Annotated in this window: 13 protein-coding genes; 6 read left to right on the forward strand and 7 right to left on the reverse strand. The window is 66.4% G+C overall.

Annotated features, from left to right (window positions below):
- Nucleotides 1-34 precede the first annotated feature (34 nt).
- Nucleotides 35-469, reverse strand: coding sequence for a DoxX family protein (locus M5C98_RS04465; RefSeq protein ID WP_272551225.1), 435 nt, complete (start codon nt 467-469; stop codon nt 35-37).
- A gap of 178 nt (nt 470-647) precedes the next feature.
- Nucleotides 648-1,250, reverse strand: a complete 603-nt coding sequence (locus M5C98_RS04470) for a TetR/AcrR family transcriptional regulator (RefSeq protein ID WP_272551226.1) — start codon at nt 1,248-1,250, stop codon at nt 648-650.
- 167 nt (nt 1,251-1,417) lie between these two features.
- Here M5C98_RS04470 and fabF point away from each other — a divergent pair, with 167 nt between their 5' ends.
- Complete coding sequence (fabF, locus tag M5C98_RS04475; RefSeq protein ID WP_272551227.1) at nt 1,418-2,686, forward strand: beta-ketoacyl-ACP synthase II; 1,269 nt, start codon at nt 1,418-1,420, stop codon at nt 2,684-2,686.
- An 87-nt stretch (nt 2,687-2,773) separates the two neighbouring features.
- On the opposite strand, the gene M5C98_RS04480 is transcribed toward fabF, so the two are convergent.
- Together M5C98_RS04480 and zwf are read right to left on the reverse strand one after the other, a co-directional pair.
- The gene (locus M5C98_RS04480) at nt 2,774-3,619 is read right to left on the reverse strand and encodes a MurR/RpiR family transcriptional regulator (protein WP_272551228.1); all 846 of its coding nucleotides are present in this window, start codon (nt 3,617-3,619) and stop codon (nt 2,774-2,776) included.
- Nucleotides 3,620-3,793: 174 nt separating this feature from the next.
- A complete protein-coding gene (gene zwf / locus M5C98_RS04485) occupies nt 3,794-5,260 on the reverse strand; it encodes a glucose-6-phosphate dehydrogenase (RefSeq protein WP_272551229.1) in 1,467 nt (488 codons plus the stop codon).
- Nucleotides 5,261-5,430: 170 nt separating this feature from the next.
- On the opposite strand from zwf, the gene tal reads away from it, so the two are divergent.
- The 3 genes from tal to M5C98_RS04500 all read left to right on the forward strand — a co-directional run bounded on the left by tal (nt 5,431) and on the right by M5C98_RS04500 (nt 10,072).
- Nucleotides 5,431-6,378 (forward strand): transaldolase, encoded by a 948-nt coding sequence (tal, locus tag M5C98_RS04490; RefSeq protein WP_272551230.1) that lies wholly within the window; start codon nt 5,431-5,433, stop codon nt 6,376-6,378.
- A 3-nt stretch (nt 6,379-6,381) separates the two neighbouring features.
- Nucleotides 6,382-7,977: a glucose-6-phosphate isomerase gene (gene pgi, locus M5C98_RS04495; protein ID WP_272551231.1), complete on the forward strand. Its 1,596-nt coding sequence runs from the start codon at nt 6,382-6,384 to the stop codon at nt 7,975-7,977.
- 148 nt (nt 7,978-8,125) lie between these two features.
- Nucleotides 8,126-10,072, forward strand: coding sequence for a methyl-accepting chemotaxis protein (locus tag M5C98_RS04500; RefSeq protein ID WP_272551233.1), 1,947 nt, complete (start codon nt 8,126-8,128; stop codon nt 10,070-10,072).
- A gap of 38 nt (nt 10,073-10,110) precedes the next feature.
- Here M5C98_RS04500 and M5C98_RS04505 read toward each other — a convergent pair whose 3' ends face one another.
- Genes M5C98_RS04505 through M5C98_RS04515 form a run of 3 tightly spaced genes read right to left on the reverse strand, consistent with a single transcriptional unit; the run spans nt 10,111 to nt 12,325 of the window.
- Nucleotides 10,111-10,284, reverse strand: coding sequence for a hypothetical protein (locus tag M5C98_RS04505; RefSeq protein ID WP_272551235.1), 174 nt, complete (start codon nt 10,282-10,284; stop codon nt 10,111-10,113).
- A 44-nt stretch (nt 10,285-10,328) separates the two neighbouring features.
- Nucleotides 10,329-11,981 (reverse strand): chaperonin GroEL, encoded by a 1,653-nt coding sequence (groL, locus tag M5C98_RS04510; protein ID WP_272551237.1) that lies wholly within the window; start codon nt 11,979-11,981, stop codon nt 10,329-10,331.
- Nucleotides 11,982-12,034: 53 nt separating this feature from the next.
- Nucleotides 12,035-12,325 carry a co-chaperone GroES gene (locus tag M5C98_RS04515; RefSeq protein ID WP_005799501.1) on the reverse strand — a complete coding sequence of 97 codons (291 nt, stop codon included), beginning with the start codon at nt 12,323-12,325 and terminating at the stop codon, nt 12,035-12,037.
- Between the two features lie 577 nt (nt 12,326-12,902).
- Here M5C98_RS04515 and M5C98_RS04520 point away from each other — a divergent pair.
- Together M5C98_RS04520 and M5C98_RS04525 are read left to right on the forward strand one after the other, a co-directional pair.
- Nucleotides 12,903-13,274 carry a DUF2304 domain-containing protein gene (locus M5C98_RS04520; RefSeq protein ID WP_272551238.1) on the forward strand — a complete coding sequence of 124 codons (372 nt, stop codon included), beginning with the start codon at nt 12,903-12,905 and terminating at the stop codon, nt 13,272-13,274.
- Nucleotides 13,271-14,755: a mannose-1-phosphate guanylyltransferase/mannose-6-phosphate isomerase gene (locus M5C98_RS04525; protein ID WP_272551240.1), complete on the forward strand. Its 1,485-nt coding sequence runs from the start codon at nt 13,271-13,273 to the stop codon at nt 14,753-14,755. Before M5C98_RS04520 ends, M5C98_RS04525 begins: the two co-directional genes overlap by 4 nt.
- The last annotated feature ends 43 nt before the right edge of the window (nt 14,756-14,798 follow it).

Genomic DNA, 14,798 nt, shown 5'->3' on the forward strand with positions numbered 1-14,798 from the left:
TTGAGCGGCGGCGGGTGCCGCCGCGCATCCTTCTTCAGTTGAATTTGGCGTTCACGCCGCCCACGCTGTAGCGGCCGGCGCCCAGCAGCACCACGCTCAAAGCGCCGAACAGGTACAGGCCTTGCAGTTCCAGCGCCCATCCGCCCTGCTTGTTGAGCGCGAAGAGGTCGGCCATGTGCACCAGGCCGAACGCCACCAGCATGTTGACCACCACGATGGCGGCGCCGGCACGCGCGCCCAAGCCGATGATCATCAGCACGGGCGCCAGGATCTCGCCGACGAACACCAGGTAGCCCAGGGCGCCGGGCAGGCCGGCCCGCTCCAGCATGCCGCTGATGAAGCCCACTCCGTTCTGCAGCTTGAAGATGCCGTGCAGCAGCACCAGCACGCCGACGGCGACACGCAGGACGAGTTGGCCGGCATCTTGGGATGCTGCGGCGGAAGCGGTATGGCGGGATGCGTTGTTCATGGTTTCTCTCCTCTCAGATAAAAACCGCAGTATGCGGGGCCGTATCCGGCGTGTCAGTGCGTTTTCTCACAATCTTTCAGCCTGCCGAGTTTGGGTTTTAGGCCCGCATTGGCAGGAGAGGGGGCCGCTTTGGATCTGCCGGGCTGGCGCGTTCTCTGCAGCCGCCGAATCAGCCTTGTCAGCCTTTTGCGTCGTCGGGCGGCGCGGTCAGTTTCTCGCGCAGCGTGGCGAGGATTTCGTCGGAAAGCGCGGGCCTGCCCGCTGCCGTGGCCCGTGCCAGCACGAGCCCGCCCACCATGGTCGCCAGCATTTCCATGGCACGTGCCCGGTTTGGAGCGCTGGGGACACCTTCGCCCGGTGCCAGGTCTTCGATCACCCGGGCGAAGCGGTCGATGTTGCGTTCGATGCCCTGGGCAAACACCTCGGAGAGGTCGCCGCCGGCCCGGGCGGCATCCACGGCCAGTGCCGCTGCAGGGCAGCCTTCCCCCGGATGGTCACGGTGGGTGGAGGACAGGTAGCTCTTCACACGCGATGCCAGGTCGGTGGCGTCTTGCGCGCCCTCCAGCGGCGCGATCGACCAGTCGAACGCCTGTGCGCAGGCCTCGCGCACCAGGGCGTCCTTGGAGGCGAAGTGCCGGTACAGCCCGCCGTGCGTCAGCCCCGCATCGCGGGTGATGTCGGCCACGCCCACGCCCGACAGGCCGCGCTCGCGGTAAAGGCGCGCGGCGGCATCCAGAATGCCTTGCCGGTTTTCCGCCGCTTGGGCCTTGGAAACTTTCATCGCAGAAGACCTCTGTTTGATTGCGACCATACGCAAAAGTGAATCGCGCATTTATGATGACGACTGCAATCATAAAAGCGCGGGCATCCCGTGCACCAACCAGCGAGGCCGATGATGGTGAATCACGAGGTTACCCCGGACGGGGTGTTTTTGAACGGAGCGCCATGATGCGGCGCGTGGTTGTCACCGGCTTGGGGTTGGTGTCCCCCCTGGGCTGCGGGGTGGAGCTGGCGTGGGCGCGCCTGCTGGCCGGCGCGTCGGGCCTGCGGCGCCTGCCCGAATCCGTCGTGGAAGGGTTGGCCGCCAAAGTGGGCGGCGTGGTGCCGTCCATCGCGGAGGATGCGGAAGGCGGCTGGGACCCGGGCACCGTGGTGGGCACCAAGGATGCGCGCAAGATGGACCGCTTCATTCCCTTTGCATTGGGCGCCGCGCAGCAGGCCCTGGCGCAGGCGGGCTGGACGCCTGCGGACGACCGGGCGGCCCATCGCGCCGCGACGGTGATCGCCTCCGGCATCGGCGGCTTCGGTGCCATCGCCGAGGCTGTTCGCACCACCGATGCGCGGGGGCCGCAGCGCCTGTCGCCCTTCACCGTGCCGTCGTTTCTGATCAATCTCGCGGCCGGCCATGTCTCGATACGGCATGGCCTCAAAGGGCCCATCGGCGCACCCGTCACCGCCTGCGCCGCCAGCATCCAGGCGATCGGCGATGGCGTGCGAATGATCCGCTGCGGCGAGGCCGATGTCGCGGTCTGCGGCGGCACCGAAGCCGCCATCGACCGCGTCAGCCTGGGCGGCTTTGCCGCCGCCAAGGCCTTGTCCACCGGCTTCGCCGACGATCCCGCTGCCGCATCGCGCCCGTTCGATGCGGCACGCGACGGGTTCGTCATGGGGGAGGGCGCCGGCATGCTGGTGCTGGAGGCGCTGGAACACGCACTGGCGCGCGGCGCCGTGCCGCTGGCCGAGGTGGTGGGCTATGGCACCTCGGCGGATGCGTACCACATCACCTCCGGCCCGGAGGACGGCGACGGTGCCCGGCGCAGCATGGAGGCCGCCCTGGCGCAGGCCGGACTGCAGCCGGCGCAGGTGCAGCACCTCAATGCCCATGCCACGTCCACCTACGTGGGAGACCGGGGCGAGCTGGCGGCGATCCGCCGCCTGTTCGGCGAGGGCGCTGCGGTGGCCATTGCCTCCACCAAGGCGGCCACGGGCCATTTGCTGGGGGCAGCGGGCGCCGTGGCGTCGGTTTTCACGGTGCTGGCGCTGCGCGATCAAGTCGTGCCCGGCACGTTGAACCTGGACCAGCCCGACGACCTCGCCCAGGGGCTGGACATCGTGGCCCACCGGCCCCGCCCCATGGCGCTGGCGCATGCGCTGGTCAACGGCTTCGGGTTCGGCGGCGTCAATGCCTCGCTGGTGCTGCGCCGGTGGATGTCCTGACATCGCTATAAAAATAATAGCTACATGCCCTGGTGGATATTGCGGTGGAGGCCTGAAAGGCCCCTGCCTTTTGGAGGATTCCCCGGATCAGGTGTACCGCTTGGCCCGCAGGTTGTCCTTCATCTGCTGCAGGCGGGGCTGCAGCGGCTCGCCGATGCGCAGGGCCACGCAGGTGGCCAGCACGTCGATCACCAGCAGGTGCAGCAGCCGCGAGACCATGGGGCTGTAGCGGTCGTAGCCCTCGGGGTGGTCGGCTGCGAGGTGGATGTGGCAGGCCAGGGCCAGGGGCGAACCGCTGGCGGTGATGGCGATGGTTGTGGCGCCGTTCTTGCGCGCGATGTCGGCCGCGTCCATCAGGTCGCGCGTGCGGCCGGAGTTGGAGACGATCACCGCGCAGTCGCCCGGGCCGAGCAGGGTGGCGCTCATCACCTGCATGTGGCCGTCGCTCGTGCTGATGCTGGTGATGCCCAGCCGGAAGAACTTGTGCTGCGCGTCCTGCGCCACGATGCCCGAATTGCCCGCGCCGTAGAACTCGATGCGCCGGCCGGTCTGCCAGGTGTCCGCGATGGCCTTGGCGGCCCGCTCGATGGCGCCCGTGCTGGCGGCGTTGCGGTATTGCAGGAAAGCGGCTGCGGCGTTGTCCACCACCTTCACCAGCACGTCGCCGGTCTTGTCGTCGGCGTCCACGCTGCGGTGGATGAAGGGCACCCCTTCGCTCACGCTGCCCGCCAGCTTGAGCTTGAAGTCGGCCAGGCCGTCGTAGCCCATGCTGCGGCAAAACCGCACCACGGTGGGCTTGCTCACGCTGGCGCGGGCGGCCAGTTCGCGCACTGGCAGCCGGGCGAATGCCCGCGCGTCGTCCAGCACGAGCTGCGCCACGCGCTGCTCGGCAGGGGCCAGCGAGGGCAGGGATGCGGTGATTCGTTCAAGCATGACTGGGGGCCTTCATGGCCGGACAGCGCGCGCGCTGCAAGCCACCGACGCGGCCTTGACCGTCAGAAGGCCGCGGAGCAGGCCACGCCAGCAGACGCCGTGGAACTGGCTTTGCCAGGCCACGGGCGTCGTCCCCCTCCGGGGGAAGGCGCCGCAGGCGACACAGGGGGCGACTCAAGTCTCCTCCATCCAGGTGTGGCCGTCGCGCGCCACCATGGCGCTGGCGGCGCTGGGGCCCCAGCAGCCGGCGGCGTAGGGCCGGGGGCCGTCGTCGGAGTCGCGCCAGGCCTGCATGATGGGCTCCACCCAGCGCCAGGCGGCTTCCTGCTCGTCGGCCCGCACGAAGAGGTTCAAGCGCCCGCCGATCACGTCCAGCAGCAGGCGTTCGTAGGCGCCCACGCGCTCGGTGCCGAAGCGCTGCTCGAAGTCGAGGTCCAGGTGCACCGGCGCGAGCGCCTGCGCCTCCGCCACGCGGGTGCCGCGCTTTTCCTGGCCCGCCGCGAACAGGTGCAGCGCCACGCCGTCGCGCGGCTGCAGGTGGATCACCAGGCGGTTGGCCGCGCCCATCGGCGAGCGGTAGATGGGGTGGGGCGTGGGCCGGAAGTTGATGGCAATGTGCGCCTCGTGCGAGGCCAGGCGCTTGCCGGTGCGCACGTAGAAGGGCACGCCGGCCCAGCGCCAGTTGGCGATCTCGGTGCGCAGGGCCACGAAGGTCTCGGTGCGGCTGCCGGGCGCCACGCCATCCTCGTCGGCGTAGCCTTTCACGCGCTCGCCGCTCAGGCTGCCGGCCGTGTACTGGCCGCGCACCACGTCGCGTGCCAGGGTGGCGGGCGTCCAGGGGACCAGCGAGCGCAGCACCTTGAGCTTTTCGTCGCGGATGGCATCGGCATGGGCGTTGATGGGCGGCTCCATGCCGATCGCGCACAGCAGCTGCAGCGCGTGGTTCTGCACCATGTCGCGCAGGGCGCCCGTGCCGTCGTAGAACGCGCCGCGCTTTTCCACGCCCAGCTTCTCGGCCATGGTGATCTCGATGCTGGCGACGGTCTCGCGGCGCCACAGGGGCTCGAAGAGCGCGTTGCCGAAGCGCAGCGCCAGCAGGTTCTGCACCGATGGCTTGCCCAGGTAGTGGTCGATGCGGAAGATCTGCCACTCGTCGAACACCGTGCGCACCGCCGCGTTGATGGCGCGGTTGGATTCGAGGTCGTGGCCCAGCGGCTTTTCCAGCACCACGCGCGTGTTCGGCGTGGCCAGCCCGGCGGCGCCGAGCTGCTGGCAGGCGGTGGTGAACAGGCCCGGGGCGGTGGCCAGGTACATGACCACGGTATCGGCCTGCCGCTCGCCCAGCCGCTCGGCCAGCCGGGCGTAGTCCTCGGGCTTGGACAGGTCCATGCGCTGGTACTGCAGCAAGGCCGCGAACTGCTGGAATTCCTCCGCGCTCGGGCGCTTGTCGTCCACCACGGCGGCGAAGCGGCTGGCGATCAGTTCGCGGTAGGCGGCGTCGGTCAGGTCGTCGCGCGCCACGCCGATGATGCGGCCCCCCTCGGGAAGCGAGCCGTGGCGGAACGCCTGGAAAAGGGCCGGCAGCAGCTTGCGCCATGCCAGATCGCCCGTGCCGCCGAACAGAACCAGATCGAAACTCATCGTTGTCGCGTCCCCAGAGAATTGGTAAGGAAGGTGCCGGGCATGTTACCGAGTTTCATCATGGGGCGGCGACTGACAGGAACCCGGGTTACCGCGCAATACACTCTGCGGTTGCCGTGCCGCCGGGGCCCGTCCGAGCGCCCCCGCACGCCACCTCACGGGAGCATTGCATGAACCAACTCGACGCCCTCAAACAGGTCACCACCGTGGTGGCCGACACGGGCGACTTCCGCCAACTGAGCGCCTACCAGCCGCAGGATGCGACGACCAACCCCTCGCTCATCCTCAAGGCGGTGCAAAAACCCGACTACGCGCCGCTGCTGCAAGAGGCCGTGACCCGCTGGAAGGGCCATCCGCTGCAAGAGATCATGGACCGGCTGATCGTGCGGTTCGGCTGCGAAATCCTCTCCCTCATTCCCGGCCGCGTCTCCACCGAAGTGGATGCGCGCCTGTCGTTCGACACCATGGCCACCGTCACGCGGGGCGAACGCATCATCGAGCTGTACCAGGCCGAGGGCGTGGACACCGCCCGCGTGCTCATCAAGATCGCCGCCACCTGGGAGGGCATCGAAGCCGCCCGCATCCTGGAGGAGCGCGGCATCCACACCAACCTCACCCTGCTGTTCTCGCCCGTGCAGGCCGTGGCCTGCGGCCGCGCCAAGGTGCAATTGATCTCGCCCTTCGTCGGCCGCATCTACGACTGGTACAAGAAGCAGGCCGGCGCTCAGTGGGACGAGGCGGCCATGGCCGGCCCCAACGACCCCGGAGTGCAGTCGGTGCGCCAGATCTACCAGTACTACAAGCATTTCGGCATCGCCACCGAGGTCATGGGGGCGAGCTTTCGCAACGTGGGGCAGATCACCGCGCTGGCCGGCTGCGACCTGCTGACCATCGCCCCCGACCTGCTCGCGCAGCTGGCGGCCAGCGACGCGCCGCTGGCCCGGGCACTCGACCCCGAAGCCGCGCGCGCGCTGGACCTGCCGGCCGTCGAATACGACGAGCCCGCCTTCCGATACGCGTTCAATGCGGACGCCATGGCGACCGAAAAGCTCGCCGAGGGCATCCGCGCCTTCGCGGCCGATGCGGCCAAGCTCGAACAGATGATGCAGGCCGCCTGACCCATGACCATTCCCCAACGCATCCGCTGCGACCACACCACCGCCTGGGCGGCGCTGCAGGCCCGCTACGACGAAAGCGGCCGCACCTTCGACGTGCGCCAGGCGTTCGCCACCAACCCGCTGCGCTTCGAGGACTTCAGCCAGGAGGCGCCGCACCTGTTCGCCGACCTGTCCAAGAACCGCATCGACGGGCCGACCGAGGCGCTGCTCATGCAGCTGGCGCGCGAGTGCGGGCTGGAGGCCTACCGCGATGCGATGTTCGCGGGCGAGGCGATCAACCACACCGAGCAGCGCGCAGTGATGCACTGGTTGTTGCGAAATCCGGCCAACGCCCTAGAAAATCATGCCCCTGATGCTACTGATTTTGTAGCAAGCGGCCTGCGTGACGTGCACACCACGCTTGACGCGATGCTGGCGCTGGCCGAGCGCGTGCGCGCCGATCCCGCCATCACCGACATCGTGAACATCGGCATCGGCGGCTCGGACCTCGGCCCCTCGATGGTGGTGAAGGCGCTGGAAGACCTGCGCCAGAGCGACAAGCGCCTGCATTTCGTCTCCAACGTCGATGGGCAGGAACTGGGCACGCTGCTGCACACCCTGCGGCCCGAGAACACGATGTTTCTCATCGCCTCCAAGACCTTCACCACCGCCGAAACCATGTCCAACGCCCATGCGGCGCGCGACTGGTTCCTGTCGCACGGCGGCAGTCCGCGGCAGGCCGGGCGCGTGTCGGTATCGCGCCATTTCGTCGCGCTGACGACCAACGTCGAAGCCGCGGCGGAGTTCGGCATCGACACCACGCTCGGCTTCTGGGACTGGGTGGGCGGGCGCTATTCGCTGTGGTCGGCCATCGGCCTGCCGATCGCCATCGCCATCGGCGCGGCGCATTTCCGCGACCTGCTGGCTGGCGCCCACGCGATGGACGAGCACTTTCGCCACATGCCGCTGGAGCGCAACCTGCCGGTGCGCCTCGGCCTGCTGGACGTGTGGTATCGCAACTTCCATCGGTTCGCCAGCCGCTGCGTCGCGCCCTACAGCCACGGCCTTCGCCGGCTGCCGGCCTACCTGCAGCAGCTGGAGATGGAGAGCAACGGCAAGGGCGTGGACTGGGAGGGCCGGCCGCTGGCGGTGCAGACCTCGCCCGTGGTGTGGGGCGAACCCGGCACCAACGGCCAGCACGCGTTCTTTCAGATGATTCACCAGGGCTCCGACGTGATTCCGGTGGAGTTCATCGCGCTGCGCAAGGGCGCGCGCGACCTGCCGCACCACCACTCGCGCCTCGTGGCCAACGCCCTGGCCCAGGCCAAGGCGTTGATGCTGGGCCGGCCGCAAGAGCCTGGACACCGGCACTTCACCGGCAACCGGCCCAGCACGTTCCTGGTGCTGGACCAGTTGGCGCCGGCTTCGCTGGGTGCGCTCATCGCGCTCTACGAGCACCGCGTGTTCGTGAGCGGCGCGATCTGGGGCATCAACAGTTTCGACCAGTGGGGGGTGGAGCTGGGCAAGGTGCTGGCCAAGGAACTGGAGCCCCGCCTGTCCTCGGGCGACACCGAAGGGCTGGACGCTTCGACCGCCGGACTGCTGCGCCAATTGCGGTGACGTGGGCTTTCGGGGTGCCGGGCCCGCAGCCGGCACCGGATGGAAAAGCCGCAGGGGATGTGCCCTGGGGCCACCGCAACGTGGAGTGTAAAAGGGGGCTGGAGGGCTCAACGCCGCCGGATTGCTGCCGATAACGGAGGGAGACCGCGTGTCTTCCTTCCTTTATCCCACCATCGGGCTGCCTATGATCCGCACCTCCTCCACGCAAACACGGTTCACTCTCCTGATCTGCGGCTTCTTCCTGCTGCTGCTGCTGGGAACGTTCGCCGTCATCCAACTGTCCGTCACGCCGGACCTGTCCACGCTGGAGGGCAAGGTCGTCTCCGCCAACGTGGACCAGATCTCGGTGCGCATCAGCGAGCAGCTTCGACAGGTCGAGGCCCAGTCCCGCAGCATCACCCAGACCGTGGCCCTGCTCGCCAGCGACCAGATCGACGTGCTGCAGCCTGGCCTCGTGGACCAGTACGGCGACCCCAACGTGTTCGGCGGCGGCATCTGGCCCCTGCCCAACAAGCGGGAGCCGGGCCGCGACAAGTTCAGCACCTTCTTTGCGCGCGATGCCAGCAACAAGCTGGTGGTCAACACCCATTGGAATTCGGCGGAGTCGCTCAAATACTGGGAGCAGCCCTGGTATGAGAACGGCAAGACGGCGGCCAAAGGCACCTGCAAGTGGGCCAAGGCCTATCAAGATGCCGCCAGTCCGCAGCCGCGCACCAACTGCGCCATGCCCATCTACAAGGGCGATGAGCTGTATGGCGTGTCCACCATCGACGTGACGCTGGGCTTTTTCAACCGCCTGGTGGCCGACATGGAGAGCAAGGTCCAAGGCCAGATCCTGATCGTGGAGGGCGACGGCAAGATCGTCAGCAACAGCACGAAGATCCAGGGCAACATCGTTTTGAAAAACGTCTCGGACATCGCATCGAGTTCGCCCATGGCCGCAGAAATTCAGCGGATGCTGCCCACCCTGCAAGGCGGGGCGTCAGCAGAGGGTTCGTTCCGGGACGGGCAGGAATCGCAAGTGCTGTTCCTCAAGCCCATTCCAGGCAGCCCATGGTTCATCGCCACGGCCATCCCCGCATCGCTTTTGGCCATCAACAGCCACCGCATCCTGACCAAGCTGGCCGCTGTGCAAGTGCCCATGGCCTTTGTACTGCTGGGCCTGATGGTGATGGGAGTGCGTCTTTTCATGAAGCGCCTGTCGGTTCTGAAGAGCAACATCGATGCGCTTTCTGCGGGGGAGGCCGACCTCACGCGCCGCCTGCCGGAAACGGGGGGCGCGGAATTCAGCGAAGTCGCTGCAAGCTTCAACGCCTTCATCGCCCGCCTGCAGGGCGTGGTGAGCCAAGTGGTCACGGGGGCGTCGTCGATCGCCTCGGCCTCGGGCGAAATTTCGAGCGGCAACCACGATCTTTCCGTGCGCACGGAGGAGCAGGCGGCTTTCCTGCAGGAAACGGCGGGCTCCATGGAGCAGATCACCAGCACCGTCAAGCGCAACGCCGACAGCGCCAACCAGGCCAACCGCCTGGCCACCGATGCGTTCCAGGTGGCGTCCCGGGGTGGCCAGGTGATCGGTAACGTGGTCGAGACCATGGATTCGATCAGCAGCTCGTCCAAGAAGGTGGTGGACATCATCGGGGTGATCGACGGCATCGCGTTCCAGACCAACATCCTGGCGCTGAACGCCGCGGTGGAAGCCGCGCGGGCGGGTGAGCAGGGCCGCGGATTCGCCGTGGTGGCCAGCGAGGTGCGCAGCCTGGCCCAGCGTTCGGCCGAAGCGGCCAAGGACATCAAGAACCTGATCGCGGACTCGGTCACCAAGGTGGAGTCCGGCAGCGCCCTGGTGGTGCAGGCCGGCACGACGATGAGCGAGATCATCGCCACCAACACCAGCGTCGCCTCGATCATGGGCGAGATCATGGCCGCCAGTGTGGAGCAGAGCCGGGACATCGAGCGGGTGAACCAGGCCATCGCCCAACTGGACACCACCACCCAGCAGAACGCGGCGCTGGTGGAGGAGGTGTCCGCCGCAGCGCGCTCCATGCAGGAACAGACCGACTTGCTGCGCCAGGTGGTGGGGGCCTTCAAGGTGTGATGGAGCGGTCAGGCAGCCGAAGCTGAAAGCGGCGGCAGCTACTGCATCAAAGAATCCCTGCCGATCTTGCGGCCTGCGGGGATTTTCATGGGCTGAGCATGCGAAGCCTGCCTGGAAGATTCCATGCAATCAGGTGGTATCCCAGCGGAGCTGTTCGCCGCTCCATCAAAGAAAAACCCCGCAAGCCTTGCAGCCTGCGGGGTTTTTTCCATGGTGCAACCGGGTGGGAATCGATCCCGCCCGGTGCGGCTGGCAATTACATGCCCATGCCGCCCATGCCACCCATGCCGCCCATATCAGGCATGCCGCCGCCTGCAGCAGCTTCGTCCTTCGGGGCTTCGGCGATCATGCATTCCGTCGTCAGCAGCAGCGATGCCACGGAAGCGGCGTTCTGCAGAGCCGTGCGGGTGACCTTCGTCGGGTCCAGAATGCCCAGTTCCAGCATGTCGCCATACGTGTCGTTGGCGGCATTGAAACCGTAGTTGCCCTTGCCTGCCAGCACCGCGTTCACCACCACCGAGGCTTCGCCGCCGGCGTTGTTCACGATTTCGCGCAGGGGGGCTTCGATGGCCTTCAACACCAGCTTGATGCCGGCGTCCTGATCGGCGTTGTCGCCCTTGATCGAGGTGCCGACGGCTTGCTTGGCACGCAGCAGGGCCACGCCACCACCGGCCACAACGCCTTCTTCCACCGCTGCGCGCGTGGCGTGCAGGGCGTCTTCCACGCGGGCCTTCTTTTCCTTCATTTCGACTTCGGTGGCAGCGCCGACCTTGATCACTGCCACACCGCCGGCCAGCTTGGCCACGCGTTCTTGCAGCTTTTCGCGGTCGTAGTCGGACGTGGCTTCTTCGATCTGCACGCGCACTTGCTTGACGCGGGCTTCGATGTCTTCGGCAGCGCCGGCGCCGTCGATGATGATCGTGTTTTCCTTGCCCACTTCGATGCGCTTGGCTTGACCCAGGTCGGCCAGGGTGACCTTCTCGAGCGTCAGGCCCACTTCTTCAGCGATGACCTTGCCGCCCGTCAGGATGGCGATGTCTTCCAGCATGGCCTTGCGGCGGTCGCCGAAGCCAGGGGCCTTCACGGCCACGACCTTCAGGATGCCGCGGATCGTGTTGACCACCAGCGTCGCCAGGGCTTCGCCCTCGACTTCTTCGGCAATGATCAGCAGCGGACGGCCGGCCTTCGCGACTTGCTCCAGCGTGGGCAGCAGGTCACGGATGTTGCTGATCTTCTTGTCGAACAGCAGCACGAAGGGGTTGTCCAGAATCGCGGATTGCTTTTCAGGATTGTTGATGAAGTAGGGCGACAGGTAGCCGCGGTCGAACTGCATGCCTTCCACGACGTCCAGTTCGGACTCGAGGGACTTGCCGTCTTCCACGGTGATCACGCCTTCCTTGCCGACCTTGTCCATGGCGTCAGCGATCAGCTTGCCGATCGTTTCGTCGGAGTTGGCGGAGATCGAACCGACCTGGGCGATTTCCTTGGAGGTCGTGGTGGCCTTGGAAGCCTTCTTCAGCTCTTCCACCAGGGCCGTCACGGCCTTGTCGATGCCGCGCTTGAGGTCCATCGGGTTGATGCCGGCGGCCACGTACTTGAAGCCTTCGCGCACGATGGCCTGTGCCAGCACGGTGGCGGTCGTGGTGCCGTCACCGGCGTTGTCGGACGTCTTGGAAGCCACTTCCTTCACGAGCTGGGCGCCCATGTTCTGCAGCTTGTCCTTCAGTTCGATTTCCTTGGCCACGGACACACCGTCCTTGGTCACGGTGGGGGCGCCGAACGAGCGCTCGAGCACCACGTTGCGACCCTTGGGGCCCAGGGTGACCTTGACCGCATTGGCCAGGATGTTCACGCCTTCGACCATGCGGGCGCGGGCTTCGCCGCCGAAAACTACGTCTTTTGCTGCCATTTGATTTCTCCGGATTCAGTAAACAGGATGTTCGGGAAAAGGGCCGGGAGGGCTTACTTTTCGACGACTGCGAACAGGTCGTCTTCCTTCATCACCAGCAATTCGTCGCCCTTGACCTTGACGGTCTGGCCAGAGTACTTGCCGAAAAGAACGCGGTCGCCGACCTTCACGTTCAGGGCGATCAGTTCGCCCTTGTCGTTCTTCTTGCCGGGACCGACGGCCAGCACTTCACCTTGATCGGGCTTTTCAGCAGCGTTGTCGGGGATCACGATGCCGGAAGCGGTCGTGGTTTCGCTTTCAATGCGCTTGACGATCACGCGATCGTGCAGGGGGCGAAGGTTCATTGCATCTCTCCTGGTTCAAAAAAGGATTGCGACATCAACAATGCGCCCGCAGGGTGCGGGCGCTTTCTGACTTCAGCGGCCATGTGCCGGCGTTGCTAGCACTCGGTCGCGTCGAGTGCTAATGATACGGGCATTCTCTGGCATTTCAAGGGGGACCCTGTGAGGGCTTGATATCGAAGCCCGTGCAAACCGTGCCAGGATTCCAAGTCAAAGCCGTGAATCCAACCCGTTCCCGGGCGCCGCCGGCGCAAGAGGCCGGATTGCGCCGATGCGGTTCGCGTGCGCTGGCGGGATCGCCGCGTGAGTTGGCTGGGGACGGGCCGCCGCATGCTTTTCGAAAGCCAGGCATCGGATGGGGGCGCCTGCGTGCATCGGACAAACATCGTTGAACGCCCATCACCAGAGGCGGCTGCCTCAAGCAAGATAAGGCGTGCACCTACAATACCGACCTCCTTGAGACCGGAGGTGATCCGGCGTCCTAACACAGCCTGCATCGCCATGCAGGACCGGGGCGTCGTTCTCGGCGCTCTCAATCAAACCGCCCGGGGGCGGGTAGATCAACAGATTCGGGAGTCCGATGGCGTCTTTGCAAGCAACCACCGCGCTGATGGGCATCGGCCTTGCGGTGCTGATCCTCTACCTGATCCGCAGGGACCACCTGTATCTGATGCATGGCCTGTTCTGGGTGGTGGTGGCTGGCGCTGCCGCCATGCTGGGTGCCTGGCCCGGGTTGATCGATCGCCTGGCGAGGTTGTTGGGCATCAGCTATCCCCCTGCGTTGCTGCTGCTTCTCGCCAGCATGGTGCTGCTGGTGAAGTCGCTCCACACCGACATGGTGAACACCCGCATTGAACGGGATGTCCGCCGATTGAACCAGCGGCTGGCCCTGCTGCAAGCCGACAACGAAAGCCTGCGTGCGCACGTCATGGGTGATGGGTCGCAACCATGACCGTGGCGCAGCCGTTGTTGCCAGTCATTCTGTGCGGCGGGTCGGGCACGCGCCTGTGGCCCCTGTCGCGGGAGGCGTATCCCAAGCAGTTTCTGGCATTGGCAGGCGCTACCACCATGCTGCAGGACACGGCGCTGCGGTTGCAGGGGTGGGACCCTGACATCGGCATTGCGCCCCATCCCATCCTGGTTTGCAATACCGAGCACCGTTTCATCGCTGCCAGCCAATTGCTGGCGGTCGGCATCCAGTCGGCACGCGTGCTGCTGGAGCCCGAGGGGCGCAACACCGCCCCCGCGCTGACGCTGGCCGCACTGCAGGCAAGCTCGGAAGGGGAGGACCCGGTCATGCTGGCCATGCCGGCCGATCATGTAGTGAAGGACCTGCCCGCGTTTCACGCCGCAGTCCGCAAGGCGTACTCCCTGGCCCAGGCGGGGGGGCTGGTGACGTTCGGCGTTGTACCGGACCGGCCAGAAACCGGCTACGGCTACATACAGTGCCATGCGGCCGGGCCGCAGGGCGCGGGTATTCACCGCATCGCCAGCTTTGCCGAAAAGCCCGACGCTCCGACCGCGCAGCGCTATCTGGACGCAGGCGATTACTTCTGGAACAGCGGCCTGTTCATGGTGCGCGCCAGCCAGTGGCTGGCCGCCATGCGCGCATGCCGCCCCGACATCCTCGCGGCGTGCGAAGCCGCGATGGAGGGGGCACAGCGGGATCTCGACTTCATCCGGCCTGAGGCATCCGCCTTCAAGGCCTGTCCTTCCGATTCCATCGACTACGCCGTGATGGAGCGGCTGCCCCTGATGCCTGAACTCGGCATCGCCATCTTTGCCGTCGCCCTGCAGGCCGGTTGGTCCGACCTGGGCGCTTGGGATGCCTTGTGGAGCGTGCTTGAGCAGGACGGCGAAGGCAACGCCACCGTCGGCGATGCCCTGCTGCAGGACAGCCAGAACAGCTTGTTGATGTCCACCCACCGGCTCGTGGCGGGCGTGGGTCTGGACCATATCGTGGTGGTCGAAACGCCCGATGCGGTTCTGGTCGCGGACAAACGCCGCACCCAGGACGTCAAGCACATCGTGGCTCGGCTGAAGCAGGACGGCCATGCTTTGGCCCACCACCACCGGAAGGTGCATCGGCCGTGGGGCTGGTATGACGCCATCGACAGCGGCGAACGCTTTCAGGTCAAGCGCATCGTGGTCAACCCCGGGGCGCGCCTGAGCATGCAAATGCACTATCACCGCGCCGAACACTGGGTGGTTGTGCGGGGCACCGCAGAAATCACCAATGGCGAAGACACCTATCTGCTGGCGCAGAACGAGTCCACGTTCATTCCGGTGGGTCGGCGCCACCGATTGGCCAATCCCGGCAAGACACCCCTTGAAATCATCGAAGTGCAGTCCGGCGACTATTTGGGCGAGGACGATATCGTCCGCTTCGACGACATCTATGGGCGCTCATCCGGTCCCGAGAGCGTTTCATGATGGGCTGTGTTTGCGAACGGTGCGGTATTCGCGCCTGACTTCT

Source organism: Acidovorax sp. NCPPB 3576, from assembly GCF_028473605.1.
Classification (GTDB): Bacteria; Pseudomonadota; Gammaproteobacteria; order Burkholderiales; family Burkholderiaceae_C; genus Paracidovorax.